This is a genomic window from Streptomyces sp. NPDC012474 (genome assembly GCF_042955185.1).
Taxonomy (GTDB): domain Bacteria; phylum Actinomycetota; class Actinomycetes; order Streptomycetales; family Streptomycetaceae; genus Streptomyces; species Streptomyces cahuitamycinicus.
Map to the genome: position 1 here is coordinate 38,367 of NZ_JBIBEP010000008.1, position 26,328 is coordinate 64,694.

General features: G+C 73.3%; 24 protein-coding genes. 12 read left to right on the top strand and 12 right to left on the bottom strand.

The features are described 5' to 3' along the window. Positions 1-75: 75 nt before the first annotated feature. The 7 genes from ACFY9S_RS18950 to ACFY9S_RS18980 all read left to right on the top strand — a co-directional run bounded on the left by ACFY9S_RS18950 (position 76) and on the right by ACFY9S_RS18980 (position 5,830). Entirely contained in the window at positions 76-327 is a 252-nt protein-coding gene (locus tag ACFY9S_RS18950; RefSeq protein WP_391129668.1) for a hypothetical protein, read from the top strand. Further along, on the top strand, positions 324-692 hold the full coding sequence (locus tag ACFY9S_RS18955; RefSeq protein WP_391129671.1) for a helix-turn-helix domain-containing protein: 369 nt from the start codon (positions 324-326) through the stop codon (positions 690-692). Before ACFY9S_RS18950 ends, ACFY9S_RS18955 begins: the two co-directional genes overlap by 4 nt. A 134-nt stretch (positions 693-826) precedes the next feature. After that, on the top strand, positions 827-1,336 hold the full coding sequence (gene uraD / locus ACFY9S_RS18960) for a 2-oxo-4-hydroxy-4-carboxy-5-ureidoimidazoline decarboxylase (protein WP_391129674.1): 510 nt from the start codon (positions 827-829) through the stop codon (positions 1,334-1,336). Positions 1,337-1,343: 7 nt separating this feature from the next. After that, positions 1,344-1,742, top strand: coding sequence for a hydroxyisourate hydrolase (gene uraH / locus ACFY9S_RS18965; protein WP_391129677.1), 399 nt, complete (start codon positions 1,344-1,346; stop codon positions 1,740-1,742). A gap of 7 nt (positions 1,743-1,749) precedes the next feature. Then, a complete protein-coding gene (gene pucL, locus ACFY9S_RS18970; protein WP_391129680.1) occupies positions 1,750-2,682 on the top strand; it encodes a factor-independent urate hydroxylase in 933 nt (310 codons plus the stop codon). Positions 2,683-2,799: 117 nt separating this feature from the next. Further along, positions 2,800-4,179, top strand: coding sequence for an 8-oxoguanine deaminase (locus tag ACFY9S_RS18975; protein WP_391129683.1), 1,380 nt, complete (start codon positions 2,800-2,802; stop codon positions 4,177-4,179). 262 nt (positions 4,180-4,441) lie between these two features. Beyond that, complete coding sequence (locus tag ACFY9S_RS18980; RefSeq protein WP_391129686.1) at positions 4,442-5,830, top strand: solute carrier family 23 protein; 1,389 nt, start codon at positions 4,442-4,444, stop codon at positions 5,828-5,830. A 69-nt stretch (positions 5,831-5,899) separates the two neighbouring features. On the opposite strand, the gene ACFY9S_RS18985 is transcribed toward ACFY9S_RS18980, so the two are convergent. Beyond that, on the bottom strand, positions 5,900-7,294 hold the full coding sequence (locus tag ACFY9S_RS18985) for a hypothetical protein (RefSeq protein WP_391129689.1): 1,395 nt from the start codon (positions 7,292-7,294) through the stop codon (positions 5,900-5,902). 203 nt (positions 7,295-7,497) lie between these two features. Here ACFY9S_RS18985 and ACFY9S_RS18990 point away from each other — a divergent pair, with 203 nt between their 5' ends. Further along, complete coding sequence (locus tag ACFY9S_RS18990) at positions 7,498-10,482, top strand: BTAD domain-containing putative transcriptional regulator (RefSeq protein WP_391129692.1); 2,985 nt, start codon at positions 7,498-7,500, stop codon at positions 10,480-10,482. Between the two features lie 118 nt (positions 10,483-10,600). Here ACFY9S_RS18990 and ACFY9S_RS18995 read toward each other — a convergent pair whose 3' ends face one another. Further along, positions 10,601-12,202, bottom strand: coding sequence for a glycosyl hydrolase (locus tag ACFY9S_RS18995; RefSeq protein WP_391129695.1), 1,602 nt, complete (start codon positions 12,200-12,202; stop codon positions 10,601-10,603). A 96-nt stretch (positions 12,203-12,298) separates the two neighbouring features. Beyond that, positions 12,299-12,742 carry a DUF4913 domain-containing protein gene (locus tag ACFY9S_RS19000; RefSeq protein ID WP_391129698.1) on the bottom strand — a complete coding sequence of 148 codons (444 nt, stop codon included), beginning with the start codon at positions 12,740-12,742 and terminating at the stop codon, positions 12,299-12,301. 168 nt (positions 12,743-12,910) lie between these two features. On the opposite strand from ACFY9S_RS19000, the gene ACFY9S_RS19005 reads away from it, so the two are divergent. Further along, positions 12,911-13,777, top strand: coding sequence for a hypothetical protein (locus ACFY9S_RS19005; RefSeq protein WP_391129701.1), 867 nt, complete (start codon positions 12,911-12,913; stop codon positions 13,775-13,777). Positions 13,778-13,831: 54 nt separating this feature from the next. Here ACFY9S_RS19005 and ACFY9S_RS19010 read toward each other — a convergent pair whose 3' ends face one another. Further along, positions 13,832-14,866, bottom strand: coding sequence for an NlpC/P60 family protein (locus tag ACFY9S_RS19010; protein ID WP_391129704.1), 1,035 nt, complete (start codon positions 14,864-14,866; stop codon positions 13,832-13,834). A gap of 146 nt (positions 14,867-15,012) precedes the next feature. On the opposite strand from ACFY9S_RS19010, the gene ACFY9S_RS19015 reads away from it, so the two are divergent. Continuing rightward, on the top strand, positions 15,013-15,405 hold the full coding sequence (locus tag ACFY9S_RS19015) for a hypothetical protein (protein ID WP_391129707.1): 393 nt from the start codon (positions 15,013-15,015) through the stop codon (positions 15,403-15,405). Then, positions 15,402-16,679: a DUF418 domain-containing protein gene (locus ACFY9S_RS19020; RefSeq protein WP_391129710.1), complete on the top strand. Its 1,278-nt coding sequence runs from the start codon at positions 15,402-15,404 to the stop codon at positions 16,677-16,679. Before ACFY9S_RS19015 ends, ACFY9S_RS19020 begins: the two co-directional genes overlap by 4 nt. Here the strand turns inward: ACFY9S_RS19020 and ACFY9S_RS19025 are convergent. The 8 genes from ACFY9S_RS19025 to ACFY9S_RS19060 form a co-directional block, all read right to left on the bottom strand. Next, a complete protein-coding gene (locus tag ACFY9S_RS19025) occupies positions 16,582-18,390 on the bottom strand; it encodes a TraM recognition domain-containing protein (RefSeq protein ID WP_391129713.1) in 1,809 nt (602 codons plus the stop codon). The two genes, ACFY9S_RS19020 and ACFY9S_RS19025, sit on opposite strands and share 98 nt — an antisense overlap. Then, entirely contained in the window at positions 18,387-20,174 is a 1,788-nt protein-coding gene (locus tag ACFY9S_RS19030) for an ATP/GTP-binding protein (protein ID WP_391129716.1), read from the bottom strand. The genes ACFY9S_RS19025 and ACFY9S_RS19030 overlap by 4 nt, the downstream gene beginning before the upstream one ends. Beyond that, complete coding sequence (locus ACFY9S_RS19035; RefSeq protein ID WP_391129719.1) at positions 20,171-21,664, bottom strand: SCO6880 family protein; 1,494 nt, start codon at positions 21,662-21,664, stop codon at positions 20,171-20,173. Before ACFY9S_RS19035 ends, ACFY9S_RS19030 begins: the two co-directional genes overlap by 4 nt. A 160-nt stretch (positions 21,665-21,824) precedes the next feature. Further along, positions 21,825-23,045 (bottom strand): hypothetical protein, encoded by a 1,221-nt coding sequence (locus ACFY9S_RS19040; RefSeq protein ID WP_391129722.1) that lies wholly within the window; start codon positions 23,043-23,045, stop codon positions 21,825-21,827. A gap of 1 nt (position 23,046) precedes the next feature. After that, a complete protein-coding gene (locus ACFY9S_RS19045) occupies positions 23,047-23,859 on the bottom strand; it encodes a hypothetical protein (RefSeq protein ID WP_391129725.1) in 813 nt (270 codons plus the stop codon). A gap of 21 nt (positions 23,860-23,880) precedes the next feature. Continuing rightward, a complete protein-coding gene (locus tag ACFY9S_RS19050; protein WP_031134229.1) occupies positions 23,881-24,165 on the bottom strand; it encodes a hypothetical protein in 285 nt (94 codons plus the stop codon). Positions 24,166-24,241: 76 nt separating this feature from the next. Beyond that, entirely contained in the window at positions 24,242-24,532 is a 291-nt protein-coding gene (locus ACFY9S_RS19055) for a hypothetical protein (RefSeq protein ID WP_391129728.1), read from the bottom strand. Further along, positions 24,529-25,314: a hypothetical protein gene (locus ACFY9S_RS19060; protein WP_391129731.1), complete on the bottom strand. Its 786-nt coding sequence runs from the start codon at positions 25,312-25,314 to the stop codon at positions 24,529-24,531. Before ACFY9S_RS19060 ends, ACFY9S_RS19055 begins: the two co-directional genes overlap by 4 nt. Before the next feature lie 171 nt (positions 25,315-25,485). Here ACFY9S_RS19060 and ACFY9S_RS19065 point away from each other — a divergent pair, with 171 nt between their 5' ends. Beyond that, positions 25,486-26,325 carry a transglycosylase SLT domain-containing protein gene (locus tag ACFY9S_RS19065; RefSeq protein WP_391129734.1) on the top strand — a complete coding sequence of 280 codons (840 nt, stop codon included), beginning with the start codon at positions 25,486-25,488 and terminating at the stop codon, positions 26,323-26,325. Positions 26,326-26,328 lie beyond the last annotated feature (3 nt).

Consider the following 26,328-nt stretch of genomic DNA (forward strand, 5'->3'; position numbering starts at 1 on the left):
GAAGATTGCCTGCGAGGTGCGAGGGCTGTCAAGAGGGGCTGCCGGAAAGTCCGCCCCGCGCGTTAGGTTGAGCGCGTGCGACTGAGAGTGGAGTTCACGACCGAGCCGTTCGACCTGGACGAGGCGCCCGCGCACGCGGTGGTGGCCCGCCAGGTCGTGGAGGCCGCCGAACTGGACGCCGTGGACGTGGGGCCGTTCGGCAATACCGCGCAGGGTGGTGCCGACGCGGTGCTCGCCGCCGTGGACGCCCTGCTCCGCAAGACCCTGGAGGCCGGTGCCACCCGGGTCACGCTCCAGGTCAACGTGGTCGAGGAGGGCGAGGCGTGAGCGGCGTGGGGGACGAGCCGTTCATCGCGGCCGTGAAACCCCTGGTCGACGCCATGGGTGGCGAGATGATCCCGCCCGACGAGGCCGGTCCCGACGATGTCGTCCTGGCCTGGGAGGGCCGGAACGCCGTCGCGGTCCGGCTGCCGCAGCTCGCCGACTCCCTCGATCACATCCTGGCCGCCATGGAGCGCCGCAAGGGCGTGCCGCTGGCCGATCTGGACCGCAGGGCCAAGCAGGAGGTCGTACGCATACTCGAGGCGCGTGGCGCCTTCTCCGTACGGCACGGGGTGGAGACCGTGGCGAGCGCCCTCGGCGTCAGCCGCTTCACCGTCTACAACTACCTCAACCGCGAAAAAGGGGCCTGACCGGGCCGGTCCCGCGGTGGTCCGGTTTCACGCCACCGAATTTTCAACAAACTGTTGACGTGCTGTCGCGGGAGGGCGTTAGCTATCGGCACGCCCGTTCAACACGAAGGCCGACACCGGCCACGGAGGCTCCCGTGACGTCCACTTCCACGCCGCCGGGCCTGACCCGGTTCAACACCCTCGAGGAGCACGCGGCGTACACCGCACTCCGCGAGGCGTGCACCTCCACGGTGTGGGCGAAGCGCCTGCTCGCCGCCCGCCCCTACGCCACCTGCGAGGACCTGTACGCCGCGAGCGACGCCGCCATGGCGGAGCTGACGGCCGAGGACCTCGACGAGGCGATGGCAGGCCATCCGCCCATCGGCCGACCCAAGCCCGGCGACCCCGCCTCGGCCCGGGAGCAGAGCGGCATGGCCGGCGCCTCCGACGCGCTCAAGGCGGAGATGCTGGAACTGAACCTCGCCTACCAGGAGAGGTTCGGCCATGTCTTCCTGATCTGCGCCACCGGCCGGACCGGCGAGCAGATGCGCGACGCGCTGCGGGAACGGATCGGCAACCCGCAGGAGCGGGAGCGGGAGATCGTCCGCACCGAACTGGGGAAGATCAACCGCATCCGTCTGGCCCGTCTCGTCGAAGAGGACTGACAGCAGCATGAGCACCTCCGCCACCGCGTCCGTGTCCACGCACATCCTGGACACCAGCGTCGGCCGCCCCGCCGAGGGCGTCGCCGTCCACCTCTCCGCCCGCCCGGGCCGCGCGGCCGACTGGCAGGCGCTCGGCGGCTCGGCGACCGACGCGGACGGGCGGTGCAAGGACCTGCCGGCGCTGCCGGAGGGCACCACCCACGTACGGCTCGACTTCGCGGTGGAGCCGTACCTCGAAGAATCCGCGAAGAAGCAAGCCGATGCGCAGCAGGACGCCCCCGCGAATCGGGACAGCGGTGCGTTCTTTCCCGAGGTGGCGATCACCTTCGCCGTGAAGCCCGGTGAGCACTACCACGTACCGCTGCTGCTCAACCCGTTCGGCTACTCCGTTTACCGAGGGAGCTAGCAGACAGATGCCCACGATCCTGGGACAGAACCAGTACGGCAAGGCCGAGAACCGAGTCGTCAAGATCACGCGGGACGGCGCCACCCACCACATCAAGGACCTCAACGTCTCCGTCGCCCTCTCCGGCGACATGGACGAGGTCCACTACTCCGGCTCGAACGCCAACGTGCTGCCGACCGACACCACCAAGAACACGGTGTACGCGTTCGCCAAGGAGCACGGCATCGAGTCCGCCGAGCAGTTCGGCATCCACCTCGCCCGGCACTTCGTCACCAGCCAGGAACCGATCCACCGGGCCCGGATCCGCATCGAGGAGTACTCCTGGGAGCGGATCGAGGCCTCCGACGCCAACTCGCGGGCCATCGGCGCAGACGAGGCCAAGCACTCCTTCGTCCGCAAGGGCCAGGAGGTCCGGCTGACCCAGATCACCTACGACGGCTCGTCGTGGGAGGTCGTCTCCGGTCTCAAGGACCTGGTCGTGATGAACTCGACCGACTCCGAGTTCTGGGGCTACGCCAAGGACAAGTACACGACGCTGAAGGAGGCCTACGACCGCATCCTGGCCACCGAGGTCTCCGGCCGCTGGCGGTTCAACTGGACCGACGACGAGCAGCGCATGCCGCACTGGGAGGAGTCCTACGAGCAGGTGCGGAAGCACATGCTCCAGGCCTTCGCCGACACCTACTCGCTCTCGCTCCAGCAGACCCTGTACCAAATGGGCTCGCGGATCATCGACAACCGCGGTGAGATCGACGAGGTCCGCTTCTCCCTCCCGAACAAGCACCACTTCCTGGTGGACCTGGAGCCGTTCGGGCTGAAGAACGACACCGCCGACGGAGCCGTGTACTACGCCGCCGACCGCCCCTACGGCCTGATCGAGGCGACGATCCTGCGGGACGGCTGCGAGGCGCGGATCCCCGAGGACCTCACCAACCTCTGACGTTCCCCCTTCGGCACCCGTGGCCGGGGAACCCGTCTCCCGGCCACGGCACTCAAAACTCCCAGGGTCCTGCCGTGCCCTCTCCAATTCAGCACACTTCGTGAAAAGGGACGAACCATGGCAGCAGAGCGGCGCATCGTCATCGAGAACTGCGCGATCGCGACCGTCGACGCGAACGACACGGAGTACGCCTCCGGGCACGTCGTGCTCGCCGGCAACCGCATCGAGTCACTCGGCGCGGGCGCGGCCCCCGAGGGCCTGGAGAACGTCGCACGCCGTATCGACGCCTCCGGGCACCTCGTGACCCCCGGCCTGATCAACACCCACCACCACTTCTACCAGTGGATCACCCGGGGCCTGGCCACGGACCACAACCTGTTCGACTGGCTCGTCGCGCTGTACCCCACGTGGGCGCGCATCGACGAGCCGATGGTCCGCGCCGCCGCCCGGGGCTCGCTGGCGATGATGGCCCGCGGCGGCGTCACCACCGCCATGGACCACCACTACGTCTTCCCGCAGGGCTCCGGCGACCTCTCCGGCGCGATCATCGGCGCCGCCCGCGACATGGGCGTCCGCTTCACCCTCGCCCGCGGCTCCATGGACCGCAGCGAGAAGGACGGCGGCCTGCCCCCCGACTTCGCCGTCGAGACGCTCGACGGTGCGCTGGCCGCGACCGAGGAGACCGTACGGCAGCACCACGACTCCTCCTTCGACGCCATGACGCAGGTCGCCGTCGCGCCCTGCTCACCCTTCTCCGTCTCCACCGAACTGATGCGGGACGGCGCCCAGTTGGCCCGTCGGCTCGGGGTCCGGCTGCACACCCACGGTTCGGAGACCGTGGAGGAGGAGAAGTTCTGCCACGAACTGTTCGGCATGGGCCCCACCGACTACTTCGAGTCCACCGGCTGGCTCGGCGAGGACGTGTGGATGGCGCACTGCGTCCACATGAACGACTCCGACATCGCCGCCTTCGCCCGGTCCGGGACCGGCGTCGCGCACTGCCCGTCCTCCAACGCCCGCCTCGCCGCCGGTATCGCCCGCGTCCCCGACATGCTCGCGGCCGGCGTCCCCGTCGGCCTCGGCGTCGACGGCACCGCCTCCAACGAGTCCGGCGAACTCCACACCGAGCTGCGCAACGCCCTCCTCATCAACCGCCTCGGCGCTCACCGGGAAGCCGCCCTGAACGCCCGTCAGGCCCTGCGCCTGGGCACCTACGGCGGCGCCCAGGTCCTGGGCAGGGCCGCGGAGACCGGCTCCCTGGAGCCCGGCAAGCTCGCCGACCTCGTGCTGTGGAAGCTGGACACGCTCGCCCACGCCTCCATCGCCGACCCGGTGACCGCCCTGGTCTTCGGCGCGGCCGCCCCGGTCACCGCGTCCTTCGTGGACGGCCGGCAGATCGTCGAGGACGGACGGCTGCTCACGGCCGACGAGGACGCCATCGCCCGCGCCACGCGGAACGAGGCCCAGCGCCTGGCGAGGATCGCCGCCGAGGCCTGAACACCCGGATGACTCCGGCCGGGAGGGACGGCTCCCGGCCGGTGGCCGTGGACCCGAGCGGGGACCACGGCGGTCGTCTCCGGGGTGCGCGCGAACGCGCGCACCCCGGAACGGCCACCCCGTCACCTGCATGTCCGGTCCCTCCCCCAAGCTCTCGGCTTCGCTCGAGCAGGGAGGTGCCCCCAGCCCACCCGCACCACCTCCCTGACACCCACGGGCGCCCCTTCGGAGCGGCCGTGTAACCGACCGGAGGGACGCCGCCGTGGCCGACCACCCCGTTGACGAAAAACTCCCCGCGCTCAAGATGGCGACGACCGGCCTGCAGCACGTGGCCGCCATGTACGCGGGCGTCGTCGCCCCGCCCCTGATCGTCGGCGCGGCCATCGGCCTCACCGCCACCGACCTGACCTTCCTCACCGGCGCCTGCCTGTTCACCGCGGGCCTCGCCACCTTCCTGCAGACCCTCGGGATCTGGAAGATCGGCGCCCGGCTGCCGTTCGTCAACGGCGTCACCTTCGCAGGTGTCGCCCCGATGACCGCGATCGTCGCTTCCACCGAGGACAAGTCCGACGCCCTGCCCGTCATCTTCGGCGCGGTCATCGTCGCCGGACTCCTGGGCTTCCTGGCGGCCCCCGTCTTCTGCAAGGCGATCCGCTTCTTCCCGCCGGTGGTGACCGGCACGGTCATCACCCTGATCGGCATATCGCTGCTCCCGGTCGCCTTCGGCTGGGCGCAGGGATCCGACCCGGCGGCGCACGACTACGGCTCGGCGACCAACCTGGGCCTGGCGGCCGTCACCCTGCTGATCGTGCTGCTGCTGCGGCGCTTCACCACGGGCTTCGTCAAGCAGATCGCCGTGCTGCTCGGCCTGGTGATCGGCACGCTGATCGCGATCCCGTTCGGTGCCACGGACTTCGGCCCCGTCGCGGACGCGGCCGTCATCGGCTTCCCCACCCCGTTCCACTTCGGCGCCCCGCAGTTCCAGCTCGCCGCGATCATCTCGATGTGCGTGGTGATGGTGGTGTCGATGACCGAATCGACCGCCGACATGCTCGCGTTGGGCGAGATCGTCGAGCGCCCGGCCGACGAGAAGACCATCGCGGCCGGCCTGCGCGCCGACACCCTCGGCTCGGCGATCAGCCCCCTCTTCAACGGATTCATGTGCAGCGCCTTCGCGCAGAACATCGGCCTGGTCGCCATGACGAAGATCCGCAGCCGGTACGTCGTCGCCGCGGGCGGCGGCTTCCTGGTGCTGATGGGCCTGTGCCCGATGGCGGCCTCGCTGATCGCCGTCGTACCGCGCCCGGTGCTCGGCGGGGCGGGCGTGGTGCTGTTCGGCTCGGTCGCGGCCAGCGGCATCCAGACCCTGGTCCGGGCCGCCCTGGACAAGGACAACAACGTCCTGATCGTCGCGGTCTCCCTGGCCGTCGGCATCATCCCCATCACGGCCCCGGAGTTCTACCACGCCTTCCCGGAGACGGCCCGGATCGTCCTGGACTCCGGAATCTCCACGGGCTGTGTGGCGGCCGTGCTGCTCAACCTGGTCTTCAACCACCTGGGCCGGGGCAGCCGCGACGCCCACGACGTGACCGACCCGATGGAGACGGGCGAGGAGCTCACGAGCGCGCCCAAGGCCCCGGCCGCGTCCTGAGCCTCCGGGACTCCGCTCAGGCCTCTGCCCCCGGTCAGCCGATGGTTGACCGGGGGCCGTCGCGCTGTGTCACACCGTGAGCTTCACGGCCTCCAGCCAGACGTCGTTGTCCAGGGTGCCCCCGAAGGTGAAGTCGGGGCGGGGCTTGCTGCACACCCGTCCGCCCCAGTCGTGCCCACGCAGGCGGACGGTGTTGCAGATCTCGCCGCTGCCGACGTTCATGGCGAAGCCCAGCATGTTCGGGGCGTTCCGCTTCGCGCCGCCGATGGTGAAGTTCTCGCCGTCGCCGGTGACGGCCGTCCAGCTCGGCTGCCACGTGCCGCGGCCGTCGACCGGCTTCGCCGCGTGCCGGAAGGCGTTGGCGGCCGACCCGCCGACGCCGTGCACCGCGATGTTGAGGGCTTTGATCGGCCGGTTCTGCCCCGAGCTGCCGGCGATCGTGCCGTCGCACACCGGCTTCTGCCAGCCCTGCCCGGAGACGTACGCGCGGTAGCAGATGTGCCGTCCGGAGGGGTCGCTCGCGGCGAGCCGCTTCACGGCACTGGCCGCGGTGTCCTGCGGGGGCTTCGCGGTGACGGTGGTGGTGGCCGCGGGAGGCCTGGCCGTGACGGTGACGGTGACCCGGCCCGCGCCCTTCGCCCCCGAAGTGTCCGCCGGCTTCGGCTTCTTCTTGCTCCCGTCCTTGCCCTTGTCCTTGTCCGGTGCCGACGGAGAGGCGTACGCCGAGGCGGACGGGGGCGGGATCGGGAGCGAGGACGGCCTCAGGGGCGGTGAGGTCCCGGCCGAGGGCGAGCCGCCCGCACGCGCGGCGGTCTCCTCCCGGTTCCCGCCGTCGCCGGACCCGCTGCCCAGGATCACCAGCGGTACGACGACCAGGGCAGCCACACCGAGTGCCACCGGCCCGATCACCAGGGGCCTGCCGAGCAGTCCGGGGCCTTCGAACTCGTCGTCCGACTGGCGCGAGCCGGGTCGGCGGGCGGGCGCGGCCGGCGGCACGGGGCGTGCGGCCGGCGTTCCCTCCGGCTCGGGCAACGCGTACGCCGCCTCGTCGATGTCGACGGGGCCGCCTCCATTGCCCGCGGCCGGCGCGGGATCCGTGCCGTCGGCCTCCCCTTCGGCGGCGTCCTCGGCGAGGGACGGTTCCGGAGTCTCACGCCGCTGTTCCCGCAGCGAGCTGGAGCCGTCCGGGAAGACCTCGACGTGCGCCACGTACCCCGCGGCGGGGTCGGAGATCGCCGCCGTGACGGCGGTGCCCCGCTCGCTCGCCCGGGCGTGCAGCAGGTCGAGGATCGCGGCGTCGACCGTCGCCCCTTCCACCACCGGCACCGGTTCACCGTCGACGGCGGCGGATCCGTCACCGGAGATGACCACCGTGACGGGCGGGGACGGCTCGAACGGCCCCTCGTGCGCGAGCGGTTCGCCTCCGGTGACCGGCTCGTCCGCTTCCTCGTGTCCCGGGCTCATCGGCGTTCCTCTCTGACGTGCCCGGCCGATCGTGCGGCCGGGGCGGTATCGGCGTTGCCCGCGTACCGCAACGGACCCCGGCCGCAAAGGGTTCAACGCGCGGGCGACAAGGGGATGACAGGCACTTCAGCGGTGCCATGTGACGGAACGGCATGTTCCGTTGAAGTGGCCGTGCCGGAGGGGGTGCGCACTAGAGTCCGAACGTGGACTACGTGAATACCCTCCGTTTCGCTCTGCTGGGACCGGTCCGGGCATGGCGCGGGGAACGGGAACTGGACCTCGGCTCACCGCAGCAGAGAGTGGTGCTGGCGGCACTGCTCTTACGCCGCGGGCGCCCCCTGTCGCTCGACGAACTCGTCGACGCCGTCTGGGGGGAGGAGCCGCCCGCCGCCGCCGTGTCCGTCCTGCGGACCTATGTGTCGCGCCTGCGCAAGGTGCTGGAGCCCGGCCGCGGCCCGGCGCAGCAGCCCCGGGTGCTCGTCTCCGTCGGTGACGGTTACCTGCTGCGCGTGCCGGACGACGGCCTCGACCTCGCCGTGTTCCAGCGCCGGGTCGGGGAGGCGAAGAAGGCGCGCGCCGCGGGCGACGTCTCCAGCGCCGCGGACCTGCTGCGCGCCGCGCTCGACGGCTGGCGCGGCGCCGCCCTGACCGGACTCCCGGGCCCGCTGGCCGAGACGGTGTGCTCCTGGCTGGACGAGGAGTGGCTCACCGCGCTGGAGGCGCGGCTGGACGCCGACCTCGCCCTCGGACGCCACCACGAGGTGATCGCCGAACTGCTCCCGCTCACCGCCGGTCACCCCCTGCGGGAGGAGCTGTGCCGACTGCTCATGCTCGCCCTCTACCGGTCGGGACGGCAGGCCGAGGCACTGGCCGCGTACCGCGGGACACGTGACGCCCTGGTGACGGAACTGGGCGTCGAGCCCGGGGTGTCGCTCCAGGAGCTGCACGACCGCATCCTGGCCGCCGACCCGGCCCTCATGCCGCACCGGACGAGGAATCCGGCCCCGGCGGCGCCCGAGGGGGCCCGGCCGTCCGTACCGGCCGCGGCCACCGGCGCCGCGGCGCCGGACAGTGCGGACCGGCCCGGCCCGGCCGACCCGCACGAACCCCGGTTCCAGCCGGCCTGCCCCGCACAACTGCCCGCGGACCTGCCCACGTTCGCCGGACGCAGCAACGAACTCGACCGCATCGGAGACCTGTTGCCCTCGGACGGCAGCCCCCCGTCGGCCGTGGTGATCAGCGCGATCGGCGGCATGGGCGGCATCGGCAAGTCGACCCTGGCCGTGCACTGGGCCCACCGGATCGCCGACCGCTTCCCCGGCGGGCAGCTCTACATCAATCTGCGCGGCTTCGACCCGACCGGCTCCGCGGTGACCCCCGAGGAAGCCGTGCGCGGCTTCCTCGACGCGTTCGGGGTCCCGCCGATGCGCATACCTGCCGGTCTCGACGCGCAGGTCGCGCTGTACCGCAGCCTGCTCGCGCGCCGCAGGGTGCTGATCCTGCTCGACAACGCCCTCGACGCCGAACAGGTGCGTCCGCTGCTGCCCGGCTCCCCGGGCTGCCTGGTCATCGTCACCAGCCGCAACCGGCTCACCGGCCTGGTCGCCGGCGAGGGGGCGCACCCCCTGACGCTTGACCAGCTGACCCCGGCCGAGGCGCACGACCTGCTGGCCCTGCGCCTGGGCACCGACCGGCTGGCCGCGGAGCCGCAGGCCGCGGACGAGATCATCACGCGGTGCGGCCGCCTGCCGCTGGCCCTCGCCATCGTCGCCGCGCACGCCCGCGCCCACCCCGGATTCCCGCTCAGCGCCATCGCCGACGAGGTGAACGACAGCCACGGCAGCCTGGACGCCTTCGCCGGTGGCGACGACATCACCACCGACGTACGGGCCGTCTTCTCCTGGTCCTACAAGGCGGTGTCCGCCCCGGCCGCGCGCCTGTTCCGGCTGTTGGGCCTGCACGCGGGGCCGGACATCTCCGCGCCCGCGGCGGCCGCTCTCGCCGGTCTTCCCCCGCGTGAGGCGCGCAGGCCCCTCGCCGAACTGACCCGTGCCCACCTGCTCACCGAGCACTTCCCGGGGCGCTACACCCTGCACGACCTGCTGCGCGTGTACGCCGCCGAACGCGTCCGCGCCGAGGAGACCCGGCAGGAACGGGACCTGGCCCTTGGGCGGTTGCTGACCTGGTACCTGCACACCGCCGACGCGGCCTACCCGCACATCACCCCCAACCGCCGCCGCATCCCGCTGGAGCCGCCGCCGCAGGACTGCCGGCCGCTGGAGTTCACGACGCACGAACGGGCCCTGGACTGGTGCGAGACCGAACGGTCCAACCTGATCGTCGCGGTGCACCAGGCCGCCCAGGCCGGGCAGACGGGCATCGCGTGGCGCCTGCCCGCCGTCCTGTGGGGGTTCTTCTACCTCCGCAGCCACGTGCACGACTGGCTGGACGCGGCGCGCACGGGGCTGGCCGCCGCCCGCGACGCCGGGGACCGGGAGGGAGAGACCCAGGGCCTGTGCGACGCGGCCGCCGCGCTGCGCAACGGGGGCCGGTTCGATGAGGCCGTCGAGCACCTCCGGCAGGCGCTGGTGCTGAGCCGGGAACTCGGGGACAGGGCGACCTGGGCATCGGTGATCGCGAATCTCGGCGACGCCTACCTGCACGCGGGACGGCTCCGCGAGGCCGTCGAGTACGCCCGCCGCGGACTGGCCCTCGACCGCATCGTGGGCAGCGTCTGGGGCGAGGGCATCGCCCTGTGCAATCTGGGCGACGCCTACCAGCGGATGGGGCGCTACGACGAGGCCCTCGACTGCCTGCAGCAGGCGCTGGTCGTCCTGCGGGCGGGCGGCAACCGCTGGGTCGAGGGCGTCACCCTCGACATCCTCGGCACGATCCACCACCGGCTCGGCCGCCACGGTGAGTCCGTCGACCACTACCGTCGGGCGCTCGCGACGCACCGGGACATCGGCAACCGCTGGGGCGAGGGCCACACTCTGGGGCACCTCGGGGACGTCCACCTCGATGGCGGAGAGACCGAGGCGGCCCGCGAGAGCTGGCGGCACGCCCTCGCGATCTTCGCGGAGTTCGACCATCCGGACGCCGAGCAGGTCCGTGAGCGGCTCGACCGCCTGCCGGTCGCTCCGGCCGGCGCGCGTACCCGGGAGACTGGGCCGAGACGGATCGCCTGACATGGCTCTCCTTCGTTCGTGAGGCCCGCCGGCGATGCGCCGGCGGGCACCCGCACAACGCGTGCGGGGGTGAGGGCGGTTCAACGCCCGCGAGCCGCCCTCACCGGCAGGCGGCGCCTCAGCGCACCTCGCGGTAGAGCCGCCCGCTCGCGTTGGGCACCGCCCCGTCGTAGAGACCCGTCGGACTGGTCTCCTTCGACAGCGCGAACCACGCGTACCGCTCGACGAAGTCCAGCCCGTTCAGCATCTCGGTGGAGGACCGGACGAAGTCGGTCTGCTCCTGCTCGCTCGGGTAGCGCGGGGCGCCCCGGGAGAAGTCGGTCAGGGCGTACTCCGTGAGCCAGACCGGCTTCTCGTAGCGGTCGTGGACGGCCTGCAGATAGCCGCGCAGCTGGTCGGTGGCGCCGGGGCCGAAGTCGGCGCCGTACCAGTGCAGGGGGATGAAGTCGACCCGCAGGCCACGCTGTTCGGCCCCGCTCATGAACCGGTCCAGCCAGCCGCCCGCCACGTCCGCGCCGGAGGCGACCGCGGGTGCGCCCAGACGCAGACCGGTGGACTCCAGCCGGGGCCACAGGTCGAGGGCCTGTTCGGGGGACATGCCGGCCTGGTCCGGATGGTCCGGCTCGTTGAAGCCCAGGAGCGCTTTCCCCTCGCGGGCGGCCTGCCCCAGTTCGGCGTCGGTGACCGAGCCCGGCCCCCAGATCATCGGAACGTACTCGGCGCCCGCGGTGCCCGTGACGCCGTCGGCCGACGAGGCCCAGTTGTAGTACCAGGAGGAACCCGAGTCGGCCAGGGCCTGTGAGGCGCCCGCCACGGGGTTCAGGGCGACGCCCTTGCCGGAGGCCTTTGGGGCGCCGTCGCTGCCGGGCCGCCCGGTGGCAGCGGGGCCGGGTGCGGCGGCGTCGTCGCCGCTGCCGTGGAAGGTGACGGTCAGGCCCGTGCACGCGCGGCACTGGTACACGACCTGGTTGCCCTGCTCGGTGTCGTGCTTGGACCAGCTGTACGCGGTCGGGCACTTCGCGGCCAGCGCGTCACTGTAGGGCGTCTTCGCGTCCCGGTTCGGGTTGACGCACACCAGCGGACGGCCGGTGGCCTCGTCCTCGACCAGGTTGTCCGTCGGGCAGACGGCGAGCAGATCCGTGGCACACCCGGCCGGCGCGCACTCGCCCGACTCGGGCGGCGTCACGCCGTCCGGCGTGATGGTGATCGGCCCGGCCACGGCGTTGACGTAGCTGACGTTGTACCAGGGCGCCTGGCCGTCCTTCGGGTCGAAGTTGAACTCCGCCAGTCCGGTGGGCTGTTCACCGGTCGAGCACCGGTCGGCGTAAGGGCCGCAGTCGCCGACGGCGCAGTGGAACGTGCTCCCCTCCTCGCCGGTGCATCCCTCGCGGGCGAAGAACTTGCCGCGCCAGTGCCCGGCGCCGGACTGCTCGGGGATCGTGACGGTGGCCGACTGGCCCGGGTCCAGCGTGGGCAGCCCGGTGAGCGCGGCCGACCCGTCGGCGTTGACCGTGCTGCCGATCCAGATGCGGTGGTCCGTCGTGTTGCGGAAGGTGACGGTGTGCTCGGGGGAGCCGGCACCGGCGGCCGGTGTGCCCGCGATGCTCACACCGTCCGGGCGCTGGCTCTGGATCAGCAGCGCGGTGCCGGTGACACCGGCGACGACCAGGAGCAGCGCGAGCAGGAACGAGACGCGGCTGCGGATGGGCGGTCTACGCATGGGCCGCGCCTCCCGCGGGGGCGAGGTACGTCATGTCCGTCCTCTCTTCTGAGGGGTGGTGGGGGCGGTGGGCCTGTGGACGGGCGCCGGACGGTGTCACGCCGCGGCCGGCGGCGGGCCGAACGGGTCGAGGAGATCGACAGGGGGAGTCTCCTTCCCCCGATGGGCGCCGGGCTTGCAACCGGCGAAGGGGCCCGAGGGGTCCCGAAGGGACGCCATCACCGGCAGCAGGTAGTCACGGTGCCAGTTGGCGGGCCCGCTCGGGCCGGACCCGGGGCCGGTCAGCTCCATCCACGCCAGCCACAGTCCGTGGAGCTGCGCGACCGCCTCGGGGTGCTCCCACCAGCGCGAGCACCAGGGCGCGGAGGAGGTGACCTCCCGGCCGTAGACGGGCAGCAGCACGTTGTGGGCCCACAGGGTCAGCTGCCGCAGTGCGTCGACGTACTGGGGGCCCTGGAAATAGAGGATGAACGACGGTGCGGGGAGCGGGGGCGGTCCCGGCGGGGCGGGCTCCCGGGAGTCGGACTCGGGACTGCTCATGAAAACGTTCCTCGGTGCGGGGTCTGGTCTCGTCCTGGCACGGGACCACAACGCACGCGCGGCACGCGGGGTTCATCCGCTCTGAACCCCTGCCGTCCCGCTTCCGTTGTGCCAGCGACTCCGCGACGGAGTCGCACGTGACGATCTCGCAGGAAGTGAGCGCCTCACATGTCAGGAAACCACTCGGACGACAGCTTCCGGACGGCACGAAGTCGGCAGAGCGGCGGTTCCGCCGAACGGGAGCGCACCACCAGCCCGGAAAGCGACGGCTCCGGGCCCTACCCGCCCAGCACCTCGAGCAGTTCGCGCCAGTCCCAGTCGCAATACTCCCAGTCCCAGTACTCCCAGTACTCCCAGTCCTCTCAGTACTCGTACGCGCCGTCCTCGCAGGCGCCGACTGCCTCGCAGACGGGGGACAACGGCTGGACGCGTGCCGCCAACGCCACCCTCGCGGCGGCTCCCCTGGCGGGGCAGGGCGCCGCCATGCTCGGGACGCAATACGGGTCCGACCCCAATGCCTCCTTGCAGGGCTACGGTGGCGCGGTCGGTGCGACGGCGGCCGCCAACGCGGCCGAGGTCGCCCGGCAGCTCTACTACGCGCGCAACGTCGCGACCAACCCCACGACGCCCCAGCCCGCCCCCTCCTACACCAGGATCGCGGGGTCCACGGTCGCGACCGTCGGAGGTGCCGTCTACGGTGCCGGGGCCGGCATGAACCACCCGGGCATGCAGGGCTTCGGCGCCATGGCACAGGCCGTCGGGACGGCGGTGACCGTGGCGGCTCCCCAGCCCATGCACGACCCGTCCCGGCAGCCCGGGCCGCAGCAGATGCCCACGGACGCCTACGGTCCGACGCTGCCGCAATACAACCAGCAGGTCGGGTCGTACCTCGCGCAGCAGCAGCAGTACCAGCAGCCCGGCCAGTCGCGTGGCGGCTCGGCGCCCCAGCGGCCCTCCGCGCCGTCGCACTCCTCGTCGCACAGCCACGGGCAGGGGGGCCGCCGCAGGGCCGGCGGTGGAGGTGGAGCCCGATAGCAACACCGTGTGAAGCGGGGCGGGTCCTTGTCGCGGGCCCGCCCCGCCGCACGCTCAGGCGTCGGGCCGCACCACCCCGAGGATCTCCATCGACCCGGCCGGCGCCACCGTCACCTGGCGCCCCGGGCGAGGGGCGTGGATCATCCGGCCGTCGCCGATGTAGAGGGAGACGTGACTGGCGTCGGCGTTGTAGATGATCAGGTCACCGGGGCGCATCTTCGTCACCGGGACGCGGTGCAGCAGGCGCCACTGCTCCTGGGAGGTGCGCGGGATGACCACGCCCGCCGCCAGCCAGGCCTGTGAAGTGAGACCGGAGCAGTCGTAGGAGTCGGGGCCCTCGGCGCCCCAGACGTACGGCTTGCCGAGCTCCCTGGTGGCGAAGGCCACGGCCTCGCGGCCCGCGGTGCTGCCCTCGGTGCCCGCGCTGTCGAGGACGCCCGACCGCACCCACTCCGCCTGGGCCTCGTCGGCCGTCCTGCGTTCGAGGGCGGCCAGTTCGCGGCGCTGCCTCTGTTCCAGCCGCGACTCCACGCGCCGCGCCGCGTCGATCCGGGTCCGGATCGTCCTGCGGTGGGAGCCCAGGGAACCGCGGTTCTCGCGCAACCGCTTCAGCTCGTCGGCCGCTTCGTCGCCGCGGGTGCGCAGCTCCTCCTCCGCCAGGGCCAGGGCCTTGATCCTCCGATTCGTGGCCAGCTGCGCCTGACGGGCCAACGACGCGTTGTCCAGGGCGCGCTCGGGGTCGCCGGCGAGGGCGAACTGCACCTCGGCGGGGACAGCGCCACCGCGGTACTGGGAGCGGGCCGCAGCCCCGGCCAGTCCGGTCAGACGGCTCAACTTACGCTCGGCCGAGGTCACTTGGGTCCGGAGCGTGCCGAGGCGCTTCTCCTGCCGGGTGACCTTGCCTTCCAGCGCGTTGTACTTCTCGGTGGCGACCTCGGCCTGGTGATAGAGGCGGTCGAGTTCGGCGCGCACTTCCGGGAGGGACTGCGGTTCGGCACCGGCGGGCTGGTGGAGCGTCGCCGTCAGGGCCAGGGCCAGCGTGACGACGGCCGCCGTCCGGCGGCCGTGCGCGCCCGGGATCTGTCTCATGCGGTTCGTGGCTCCTCCATGGCTCCTTCGTGGTCATCTGGGCACCGGCACAACGGACCCGCGCCCTGCGGAGGTTCAAGGACGGGGTGAACCGGGGCGGCCCCGCCGCCCGTTGTGCCCTCGGGGCGTCGGGCGAAGGGGTTGATGTGAACGCACAGGTGGTGCTGCTCGCGCTGTGTACGGGGCTCGGCCTCGGATGCCTGCTGGCCGCGGTCCGGGCGCTGGCGACAGCCGCCGCCCTGTGGGCGCGCGGCCGGCGGGTGACGGGGCGGGTGACGGCACGCGCGGCGACCGACGGGCGGCGCGGCGGGCTGGTCGTGTTCTCCGACCACCTGGGAAGGGAACTCGTTCTCGATCCGGGACCGTTCGGGCCGTTCTGCGGAGTGCCCCCGGTCGGCGGCAGCGTGCCGGTCGTGTACGCGCGCGAGCACCCCACCAAGGCCAGAGTGTGGACGTCCCGACACCTGCTGGCGCCGTCGTTCGGCTGGTTCCTGTCCGCCACCGTGGCGTTCGGCACCGGGGTCGTGACGGCCGGGTGAGCCCGGCGGGTGCTCCGCGGGTCGGCGAACTGGACGTGCTGCGCGGGTTCGCCCTGTTCGGCGTCCTCGTGGTCAACGCCCTGCTCGTGGCGGGCCCGTACACGGTCTTCGGGGGCGGGCCGGGGGCGCCGGCCCCGGACCGGGTCGCCGCGTGGCTGGTGACCGCGCTGGTCACCGCCAAGTTCTACGTCCTGCTCTCCTTCCTCTTCGGCTACAGCTTCGTCCTCCAGACCCGGTCCGCGCGCCGGGCCGGTACCGCCTTCGCACCCCGCCATCTGCGGCGCACGGCAGGCCTGTTCGTCCTGGGCGCGGCACACGCGGTCCTGCTGTACCCCGGGGACGTCCTGACGACGTACGCCGTCCTCGCCCTGGTGCTGTACGGGCTGCGCGGGCTCTCCGTCCGGGCCGCGCTGCGGGTCGCCGCCGCCCTGCTGCTGCTCCTCTCGGCGCTGCTGCTCGGGTACGGGCTGCTGACCGTCGCCCTCACCGAGCCGGTCACCGCCACCGCGGACGCGCCCGGGGCCGCCGAGCGGGTCGCCGCCTACCGGGGCGACGCCGCCTCGGTGCTCGGCACCCACCTGGGCGACCTGCCGACCGCGATCGGCACCGATCTGCTGTACGCGCCCGCCATGCTTGCCGCGTTCCTGGGCGGGCTGGCGGCGGCGAAGTCCCGGCTGGCCGAGCGGCGCGGCCGGGACCGTGAGTGGCTGCGGCGGACCGCCCTGCGATGGCTGCCGCCGGGCCTCGCCGGTGGCGTGGCCGCCGCCTGCTGTGCGTGCGGGCCGCTCGACAGCCGCTGGTTCCTGGTCGGGCAGGCGGCAACCGTCCTGACCGCCCCGGCGCTCGCCGCGTCGTACACCTGCGGTCTGCTCCTGCTGCTGCGGTGGGCCGGGAACCGCGCCCCGGGGGCGGCCGGTGTGCTCGCCGCCGCCGGGCGCATGGCGCTCAGCCACTACCTCACCCAGTCACTCGTCCTCGCCTGGGTGTTCTCCGGATACGGGCTGGGCCTGCACGACCGGGCCGGTACGGTCGCGGTCCTGGCCGGGTGCGTCCTGCTCTACGCCGTCCAGCTGGTGCTCGGCGCCCGGCTGTCGGCGCTGGTGCGCCATGGGCCGGCCGAGTACCTCCTGCGTGCCGTCACACGGGGACTGCGCCCCGGGGCCTTCCGGCGGAGGGTCACGGCACCTGCTTGGACAGCGGCACCGCCTGCGGCCCGGGCAGACCGCGAACAGTGCGCGGTCCCGCCGGAAGACGGCGCGCGGCGCGCTCCGTGATGGCCGCCGTCTCCGCCTTCGCCGCCGCCGAGATCGCCGCCGCGCCGGGCTCCTTGTACCAGGGCCGCAGCCGGATCAGCGCGGGCTTGACGCCGGTGGCCAGCAGCAGCGCCGTGCCCTTGGGCAGGGCACGGATGCGGTCCGGCGGCAGGACGGCCTCCTGGCGGTAGGAGTACGACCGTGACGTGCCCTCCTTGCCGCGCGAGACGGTGGGGGTGCGGACGTCGTGCTGGCCGACGAGCGTGGACACCTTCTGCACGAAGTCGGCGTCGTCCAGACCCGCGCCGAGGAGCTTGACCGTCGCCGCGCTCCACAGCGCGTCCATGCCGACCTCGCCCCACACCCGGGCGCCCTGGCGGTAACTCTGCAGCAGGGTGACGACGTTGATGCCGCGGGAGCCGAAGTGCGAGTACAGGTCGGGCAGATCGGAGATGCGGCAGACGTTGGCGGCCTCGTCGAGGACCGCGGTCAGCGGCGGATCGAGCCGGCCGCCCATGCGTTCGGCGGCCACCACACCGGCCCGCATCGTGGCGTCGGCGAGCCCGGCGATGACACCGGCCGCGGAACCACCGCCGTCCTTCGACAGCAGGTAGAGCGTGTCCCGGCCGAGGACGTGCCGGTCGGGGCGGAACTCCGGGAGCCGGGGATCGGGCGAGACCCAGGCGAGGATCTCCGGGTCCAGCAGACAGGACACCGTCTGGCGGGCGGTCTCGTAGATGCCGTCCCGGGTCTCGACGGCACCGCGGACGGTCCCCTGCAACTGCTCGGCCATCGCGACGAGTCCGGCGTCGCGCAGCAGGTCGACCGGGGTGCGATCGGCGGGGTCGGCGAGCCAGCCGAGCAGTTCGGGCAGGGGGGTGCCGCTGCGGGCCGCGGCCAGGAAGAGAGCCGTCAAGGTGTTCTGGGCGGCCGAGATCCAGAAGTCCTTCTTCGCCGTGTCGTCGTTGACGGACGCCACGAAGTGACCGGCCATGCGGCGGGATCCCTCGATGGTGTGGCACTCGCCGAGCAGGTTCCACCACATGGCCCGTGGGGTGTGGGCGATGCCCTGCGGGTCGAACGTCCAGACCGTTCCGGCCCTCTCGCGTTCGGCGCGGGTGACGGCGTACACGTCGGACTTGTTGGAGGTGAGCAGGACCGCGCCCTGGGCACGCAGTACCCGGGGTACTGCGATGCCGGTGGACTTGCCGGCCCGGGGCGCCATCAGGTCCAGCTCCACGTCCTCGTAACTGCTGCGCAGCTCGGGCCCGTTCGGCATGAGGTCGCCCAGCAGGTTGCCCGTCTCGTCCGGGTGCAGCCGGTCGCGGCCCTCCAGGGTGGGGCGCAGGTCGCGGGCGCGGGCCTCGATGCCCTTGGGGCACATCGCGGCGAGTTCGCGCCGCCCGGCCAGGCCCTCGGTGCGGCCGGCCCGGCCCAGCAGGAAGCGCACCAGGAGGGCGACGGGCAGGGTGACGAGCGCCAGCAGACCGAGCATGCACCCGTAGAGTGCCGCGGCCGGGGTCCCGGGCCACAGGCCGCCGGGTCCGGCGTAGACCAGCCGCTCAACGGTGGACAGGGCGAACGGGGGGCCCTCCCAGCCGTTGCCGGTCAGTCCGGACCCGAGGGTCCCGCCGGACCAGGCGACGGTGAACATGACCAGCCCGGTGCCGGCGAGCGCCACGATCGCCCACGGCAGCTGCTCGTGCGCGGAACCGGTGCCCGGGGCTTTCACGCGGTCCACCTCCCCACGTCGCTCCCGGCCACCGGGCCGCCGGGCACGCCCGGCATGGCGTACGCCCCTTCCTGAGCGGCCCGTGCCACCCGCGCGGCGGTATGGGCGAGTTCCTGCTCGACCGCCCGCTCGACGGCGTTCTCGTTCGGTGTCCACCGGGTGTTGGTGTTGTGCAGCCGGCGTTCGGCGTCGGTGATGGCGACCTTGATCGGGATGCCGGGGCGCCCGCCGACCTTGATCAGGAACCGGCCCCGGCCGGGTGGCTCCTCGTGCTCCCCGGTGACTCCCCAGCCGGGCGGCGAGGACCACGACGACACGAGTTCGATCTCGCGCCGGGACAGACCCACCACCTTGCCGAGGTCCTCCATCTCCGCCTTCGGCAGCCCCGCGCACACCACCATCCCCGCCCGCTCGACGAACCCGCGGGCCTTGGCCCGGTCGGCGTCGGTGCCGAGGGCCTCGGCGTCCTTGAGCGTGTGCGTGATCTTGGCGTCGCCCAGGCCGAGGGAACGGTTCAGCCGCGTCAGCGCGTCGATGCGGTCGACGATGCCGGAGGCGGCGCGCAGCGGGCGCCACAACTCGTCGAGCACCGTGAAGAACCACCGCCGCGGCTCCAGTCCGGCGTCCGCGAGCGCGTGCGAGGCGGCCACCGTGCCGAGCCCGTCGGACCAGGCGGCGAGCATCGCGGCGGCGGTCAGCTGGGTGTCGGCCTCACCGATGCCGGAGATGTCGATGCACACCGCGGGGGCGGCCGGGTCGATGCGCGTGGAGGTCTCGGACGCGAAGGTGTCGCCCAGCGGACCGTCGAGGATGCCCAACAGGGAGCGGTGCAGCGGGTCGACGGCGTCCCGGTAGCGGGCGTCGTCCCCGCGGTCCAGGGTGACCGCGCGCACCCGGTCGGGGCCCTCGGCGAGCACCCTGAGCACGTCCGGCAGCAGGACGGTACGGCCCGGTGGGGTGCGTTCGCGCAGGTGGTGCAGAACGGCGGAGAGCACCGACTGCTCGTGGTCGTCCATCGGCCGGCCGCGCACGATGGTGATCAGCGCGGCCACCATGTTCAGCACCCGGCCGTGCGTCTCGGCCTTCAGCACCTCGCCCGCCTCGCCGCCGATCCGCGCCGCCGCCGCGCCCATGGCGCCCGGGTCGAGGACGTTGATGCCGCCCCGGCCGCGGCCGATGGAGATCACCTGGCCGCCGAGGGCACGGACCGTGTCGGCGTAGTCGGGCTTGAGGTCGCCGAGGACCAGCGGGACGACCCCGGTCGCGGACAGTCCGATCAGCATGCGGTTGACCAGCGTGGACTTGCCCAGACCCGGCATGCCGAGCATGAACAGCGACGGATTGGAGATGTAGCGGGCCCGGGTGAACCAGTTCAGCGGGTCGCCGCAGACCGTGGCACCGGTGAACAGGTGCTGTCCCAGCGGCACGCCCGTCATGGGAGAGCCGGAACCGGCCGCGAACGGCCACATGCCGCACGCCTGCACGGTCGTGGCCCGCCACATGGTCGGCGGGTCCAGATAGCCGACCCGCCCGCCCCCGGGCCCGTACCAGCCACGCGGCGGCACGAAGAGCTCGCGCGGCCGGGAACCGCTCTCCTTCCGGTCTTTCCGGCCCTTCCGGCCACCGCTCCGCCCGCCGCCGTCCTCGCCTGACCCCTTGGCCCGCCCGGACTTTCCCGGCCGCGCTGCACCCGCTCCGGCACGCAGCACCCCCAGTTCCTCGCGCGCCCGCAACTCGGCCAGCCGGTCAGCCTGTTCGGCCCGTTTCTCCGCCCGGCGGCTCACAGCGCCTCCTGCAGTTCGTGCGGGATCAGGGTCTGCTCCCACGGGAGGATCCCGGCGGGCAGCGTGCAGCTGAACGCCGCCGCCTGCATCCGGTCCGCCGGCCGCATCAGCACCCGCGAAGCGGCGGTCAGGTTGCGCACGGTGACACTCGCGTCGGCCAGTTGCTCCATGGTGTCGGCGGTGACCGTCAGCATCAGCGAGAACTCCACGAGCCCCGCGCCCGACGCCTCCTCGGCCGCGGTCTGCTCCGCTGCCCGCATCTCCGAGGCCGCCCGGGCCTGCACCATGCCCCGGCCCGACGTCGCCATGAACTGGGCGCTGCGCCGGTCCGCCTCGACGATCCTGGCGGAGGTGGCCGGGTCGATCGGCCGGTACACCAGCGCGACGCGCTTGCGCCGCGTGCCGGGCGCCGCCTCCAGCATGCCCCGGAGCACCGAGGACCGGACGGTGCCGCGCGGCGCCAGCGTCATCAGCCAGGTCCGGGACACCCCCGAGTCGTGCTGGTAGCTGCCCACGGTCTCGACGGCGGCGGCGGGACCGGCGTCGTCCCACTCCAGACCCGTGCCGCCGTGCCGGGCCCGGGCGTCGAGGACATCGGCGGCGACCGCCGGGTCGTAGGCCACCCGCACGACCTCCGCGATCCGTTCCGCCGACAGCGGGTAGGCCGCTCCGCCGCCGGCCGCCACCAGACCGCTGAGCAGGCCGGGAATGCGGATGGCGAGGTCGGTGATCACGTCTTCCTTCTTCCGCCGCTGGTTCGCGGGGACGCCGTAGGTGAGGCTGACGTACGTGTGCATCTCGGAGGACGCGGTGGGGTAGCGCTCGACGACCTCCTCCATCACGGCCCGGGCCGCGGCCGGCGCGTCGTCCCGGATACGGGGCAGCACTTCGTGGGCCAGCCGGGTGCCGGGGTCGGGGGCGGTCTCCACGATCACCGACGCGCCGCGCAGGCCGGGCTCGTGGGCCAGCCGGGCCAGCCACTCGCCCCACAGCGCGACCCAGACGTCGACCTGGTCGGGGTCGACGAGCGCACCGCCGTCGGGGTCGCAGCCCAGCACGATCGTGTAGAGGTTGCGGTTGGGGTGGTGCAGCACGCCGAAGGGACGGTCGTAGGCGTCCCGGCCCTCGGTCGCGGTGACCTTGTTGAGCAGGCCCGGCGGGCGGAACCGGCCGCCGGGCCGGGCGGAGAGCGGCCCGGAGACGTACAGGTGCGCCCCCTTGGCCCGGCGCCGCCGCCAGCCGACGCGCAGGGCCATCAGCTGGTAGACGTTGCGGCCGTCCTGGGTGCGGATGGCGAGCGGGACCAGGAGCACCGCGATGGGGGTGAACACGGCCACCGCCGCGTACAGCGAGATCAGTGACGCGAGCAGCGTGAGAACGAGCCCGCCGAAGACACCGAAGGTGCCGACGAGCCCGAGCGGGCCGAGCCCGGGACGCCGGGGGCGGCGCCAGTTCCCGTAGGTCGGGTGGGTGGCGGCTTCCGTGGACATGGGGGTCCGTTTTCCCTTCGTGGGGTGGTGGGGTGACCGGGCGGGAGGCGGAGGGCGGAGACCGCCGGGCTCCGCGGGGGGATCGGGAGCCCGGCGGCCGTTCGGGGTGCGGCGGGAGGGGCGCCCGGCGAGAACGCCGGGCCCGTCCGGGCCGCGGGGGTCAGGTGTTGTGCCCCTTGTCGGGATCGGCGCCCTCCAGGGAGCCGGAGGCGGTGCGGCCGACGATCTGAGCCGCGGTCACCGCCGCCCCGACGGCGACACCGACCGGGCCGCCCGCCGCCGCGGCGGCCCGGCCCGCGCCGGCGGCCGCCCCGCCCCCGCCGGCGCCGCCGCCCGCTCCGGCGCCCGAGGCACCGGGCTGTCCCGCGCCGCCGGTAGCGGACGGGCCGGACATGCCGCCGGTACCGGACGTGCCCTGTGAGCCGCCCGCACCGGACGCCCCCGACGCGCCTCGCGGACCGCTCTGCCCGCCGCCCCCGCCGCCGGCGCTGCCGAGCGAACGGGCGCCGGAGGCGAGGGACCCGCCGACCGTGGACATCGCACCGGACATCGCGGACGCCCCGCCGAGAGCGGCGGTGGCGGGCACGACGAGCTTCAGCAGGGCGGGCAGGGCGACGGCGGACAGCAGCATCACGCCGATACCGGCGATGCGTTCGTTGATGTCGCTGCCGCCGTTCTGCCCCGAGCTGATCATGGCCGAGCCCGCGTACAGCACCAGACCGGCCGCCGGTTTGTACAACAGCCAGGCGATCATCCAGCCGAGGTGCTTGCGCCACCAGCCGCCGCCCCAGTCCGTCATGGAGGCGGCGGCGGCCAGCGGAAGGGTGCCCAGCAGAAGGATCATGACGCCGAGGCGGATGTAGAGCAGGATCGTGTGGATGATCCCGGCGATCAGCAGCAGGAACGCCAGGACCAGCAGCAGGAAGGCCTCGATGCCGTTGCCGTCGGAGCAGGCCCCCACGGCGCTCAGCTGCTTCTCGGCGCCCGCGTTGAACAGGTAGGTGGAGTAGTCGTCCGAGAGGGCGGCGGCGGCCGTGACCACGGTGGTCGCGGCACCCGAGACGAGCACGACCCGCAGGATGCCCTTCAGGGCGGTCGTACCGGCCGCGCCGCGCCGCTCGATCGCCATCCGGGCGGAAGCGAACAGCAGCGAGCCGACCGCCAGGTAGACCACGATCCACTGGGTCTGGCTGTTGATGTCCTGCGCGGTGGTGGTCCCCGAGAGGGTCGGAATGCCGGTGGTCAGCGCCCCGAACACCGCGATGGCGCCCGCGAGTACGGCGTTGGCCACCCCCTCGACGATGGTCCCGATGGGGTCGCCGAGGAAGCTGAAGAATCCGACCGCGATGTCGACGATGGGATTACCGGTCGGGCACGCCATGTCAAACCCCCCAGAGCAGATGGCCGTTCGTGCCCTGGACCGCCTTCACCGGCGTGTGCAGGGCGCCGTTGTCGGAGGGCTGGACCTTCCAGTCGCCGCCGCTCCAGCGCAGGGAGACCGAGGTGGTGGCGTATCCCTGAGCGGTCTTGAGCAGCAGCTCCACGGTCGCCGCCCCGCCGGAGTACGCGGGCACCGAGAAGCCGGCGTAGGAAGCGACGGACGAGCTGCCGGACCCGGCGTCCGGGCGGGAGCCGGAGCCGGTGCCCCGCCCGCCGCCCGGGGCGTCGTCCCGGACCGTGGAGCGCTTGAACACGAACAGGTCCCGGCCCCGGCCGGGAACGACCTGCTCCTGCGCGACGGTCCGCCAGTCGGCCCCGCTCATGTGCGAGGGAATGATGTGGGCGGCCAGCACGGCCCCGGCCGGCGTGTGCGCGAAGCACCACCACACGGGCCCCTGGGTCAGGGTCGGGCCGGCCGACGCCGAGACGGGCACACGCGTGACGCCGAGGGGGCGCCAGTCGACGTCGCCGGGCGGGGCCGTGGGCATGACGTCGCCGCGGCCGTCGTCGGTGCGGCACCCGTCTGGCCGGCCGTCCCGCATGGCCGGGGAGCCGGACAGCGGCCCCTTCGAGGGCGGGGCGCCCGTGCGGTCGTCGGCGCTGCCCCGGCCGGCCGTCAGGGCGACGATCCCGCTCAGCAGGACGACGACGCCGAGGAACGCCGCCGACACCTGCCAGCCGCGTTGCCTCCAGTACGGCTCCGACGGATCGGACCGGCGTCGGCGTGGCTCCCGGTACTCCCTGCGCGTGAACATCTCGATCGTCCCGTCGCCGGCTCAGTTGAAGACGAAGCCGACCAGCGGACCCGCGGTGGCGACCAGGACACAGCCGCCGAGCACCATGCCCAGACGGCTCATGTGCTCGGAACTCTCACCGCGCTTGAGCGAGATGGCCATCATCGTGCCGGTGATCAGCACCCCGGCGACACCGGCGGCGGTGCCGGCCCAGGCGGCTATGCCGAGCACGGTGTTGACCTTGCTGGTGAGTTCGCCGGGGGCGTTGCTCTGCGGCTGGGGCACACCGGCGGCGAGCAGGTGGGTGGCTTCGTGGAGCAGGGACATGGGATCTCCGGGTGGTCGGCGCCCGGCGGGCGCGGGGAGCGGGTGAGGTGCGTGGTGCCGAGGAAGTGCGTGGTCCTCAGTGGAGGGACAGATCGCCGAGGAACGCGACGATCGGGCCGGCCGTCGTGGCGAGCAGGCAGGCCAGGGTGACGAAGAAGAAGCCGCGGAAGTACGCGCCGCCCTCGCCCGGTTCGCCGCGGCGCAGCTGGATCGCCATCTGCATGCCGACGATGAGCAGGCCGGCGACTCCCGCGGCCGAGGCGCACCAGGCGAGAACACCGAGGATGGCGGCCGCGTCGGGGGTCGGGTTGTAGGCGGCGAGCGGTCCGCCCGGGGGGAGGGCGAGGCTCAGGAGGGGGAAGGTCATGATGCGGTTCTTTCGCCGTCGGCGCCCACCAGGTCGGCCAGCGCGCTGAGTTGCCGGGGGAGGTGCGTGGGCTGCCCGCCCACGCGCCAGGCCGGGATCCACGGCACCCGCCGCACGGGGGCGACCGAGCGGACGACCCGGATGCGGCGCAGCAGGCCGAGCGGGAGCCGCCCGGGGGCGTCGGCGACGAGGACGACGGCCAGCAGCTCGAGCCCCTGCGGAGCCTTGCCGTCCTCCAGCGCGCCCAACGCCCGGGACACGGCGCGCAGTCCGCGGGCACTCGTCCGGCCGACCAGCACGATCCGGCGCGGTTCGCCCCGCGCGGGCTCCGGCCAGCGGGCCCCCACGTCGGCCCCGCCGAGCGCCTCGGCGAGCGAGGTGGCGCCGGCCCCGCCGTGGGCCTTGACCCACCCGATCCCGTCCCGCGACGTCCCGCGCACCGGCGTACGCCGCCCCGGCTCGTCCCAGGGAGCCTCGCCGCCGGCGGGCGGGGAGGCCTTGCGGGGGACGGCCGAGCCCCGGCGGGCCGCCGGAGCGGGGCCGGGGCCGGACGCGGGGCCCGGGCGGGGCGTCCCCGGGGGGCCGGGTGTGCGCGCGGGGCCCGGGGGCGTCGCGGGGGCACGGTTCGTCGCCGGGGCCGGGTCCTTCCCCGCGCTCGGTGGGGTGCCCCTACCGCGGGTACCGCCACCGGGGGTGCCACCGCCGGGGGCCGCCGGCCGTCCGGTCTTCGGCCCTCGGACCCATGAGTGCGGGTTCGACGGCGTCGTCTCAGGAGTGCCCATGTGCGGTCAGCCCTCCTTCTCCGCTCGCGATGCGGCTGCTCTGGCTCATCTGATGTCCACGGGTTTGAACTGAATTGCGCCGGGGCCCGTTTCGATCTCCCGAGCCCGTCGACAGCACAACGGGCCGTCCAGCCGTCGCGGTTCAAGGGAAGAGGAAGAAGGCGGGCACGCATGAGCGCGGGCACGGGAGAGAGCGGGGAGGGCGGAACCTCCACCGCCGTCCGGAACACCATCGCCGCCGGCACCGGCTGCGGCTGTCTGCTGTCGCCGCTCGCGCTGCTCGGCGCCCTGGTCGTGATCATCATCATCGGAGGGTTCGGGGTCCTGCTGGCCCCGCTCATCGCGCTGATCCTGCTGTTCTCGGGCGGAGGCGGAGACGGTTCCGCCGGTGCGGACGACGCGGACGAGGTGATCGCCGTCTTCAACGGCGACGGCAAGGGCGAGCTGGACACCTCGACGGTGCCGGAGGATGTGGCGGACCCGATCGAGGAGGCCGGTGGCCTGTGTGAGGAGATCGGCCCGGTCGTCATCGCCTCGCAGATCGAGCGGGAGTCCGGCTTCAACGCGGAACTGGTCGGCGAGAACGGCGAGACCGGCATCTCCCAGCTGCCGCCGGCGGTCTTCGAGAAGCACGGCGAGGACGACGACGGCAACGACGAGACGTCGGCGCTCGACGCCGAGGACTCGATCATGGCGCAGGGCCGCTACCTGTGCGACCTCGCCGAGGAGGCCCGGCGGATGATCGAGGCGAACGAGGCCACCGGCAGCGTCCTGGACCTCGCCCTGGCCGGCTACCACGTGGGGATGGACGCCGTACGCGCGGCCAGGGGGGTGCCGCAGACGAACGAGGCGCAGGGCTACGTCCTCGCCATCCGCGCCCAGTTCGCCAAGTACGCGGGTGTGGCGGCGCCGCCCCCCGGTGCCACCCCGGGCGTCACCCCGGGCGTCACCCTCGGAACGGGCCCCGGCCCCACGGACTCCCCGTCCGCGTCCGCCACTTCCGGCGCTTGAGTA

What these genes read in the sequence shown, in the direction of transcription:
- uraH (WP_391129677.1), top strand. Translation starts at nt 1,344, where the DNA reads ATGAGCACCTCCGCCACCGCGTCCGTGTCCACGCACATCCTGGACACC.
- pucL (WP_391129680.1), top strand. Translation starts at nt 1,750, where the DNA reads ATGCCCACGATCCTGGGACAGAACCAGTACGGCAAGGCCGAGAACCGA.
- ACFY9S_RS18975 (WP_391129683.1), top strand. Translation starts at nt 2,800, where the DNA reads ATGGCAGCAGAGCGGCGCATCGTCATCGAGAACTGCGCGATCGCGACC.
- ACFY9S_RS18985 (WP_391129689.1), bottom strand. Translation starts at nt 7,294, where the DNA reads ATGAGCCCGGGACACGAGGAAGCGGACGAGCCGGTCACCGGAGGCGAA.
- ACFY9S_RS18995 (WP_391129695.1), bottom strand. Translation starts at nt 12,202, where the DNA reads ATGCGTAGACCGCCCATCCGCAGCCGCGTCTCGTTCCTGCTCGCGCTG.
- ACFY9S_RS19000 (WP_391129698.1), bottom strand. Translation starts at nt 12,742, where the DNA reads ATGAGCAGTCCCGAGTCCGACTCCCGGGAGCCCGCCCCGCCGGGACCG.
- ACFY9S_RS19005 (WP_391129701.1), top strand. Translation starts at nt 12,911, where the DNA reads ATGTCAGGAAACCACTCGGACGACAGCTTCCGGACGGCACGAAGTCGG.
- ACFY9S_RS19010 (WP_391129704.1), bottom strand. Translation starts at nt 14,866, where the DNA reads ATGAGACAGATCCCGGGCGCGCACGGCCGCCGGACGGCGGCCGTCGTC.
- ACFY9S_RS19035 (WP_391129719.1), bottom strand. Translation starts at nt 21,664, where the DNA reads ATGTCCACGGAAGCCGCCACCCACCCGACCTACGGGAACTGGCGCCGC.
- ACFY9S_RS19040 (WP_391129722.1), bottom strand. Translation starts at nt 23,045, where the DNA reads ATGGCGTGCCCGACCGGTAATCCCATCGTCGACATCGCGGTCGGATTC.
- ACFY9S_RS19045 (WP_391129725.1), bottom strand. Translation starts at nt 23,859, where the DNA reads ATGTTCACGCGCAGGGAGTACCGGGAGCCACGCCGACGCCGGTCCGAT.
- ACFY9S_RS19050 (WP_031134229.1), bottom strand. Translation starts at nt 24,165, where the DNA reads ATGTCCCTGCTCCACGAAGCCACCCACCTGCTCGCCGCCGGTGTGCCC.
- ACFY9S_RS19055 (WP_391129728.1), bottom strand. Translation starts at nt 24,532, where the DNA reads ATGACCTTCCCCCTCCTGAGCCTCGCCCTCCCCCCGGGCGGACCGCTC.
- ACFY9S_RS19060 (WP_391129731.1), bottom strand. Translation starts at nt 25,314, where the DNA reads ATGGGCACTCCTGAGACGACGCCGTCGAACCCGCACTCATGGGTCCGA.
- ACFY9S_RS19065 (WP_391129734.1), top strand. Translation starts at nt 25,486, where the DNA reads ATGAGCGCGGGCACGGGAGAGAGCGGGGAGGGCGGAACCTCCACCGCC.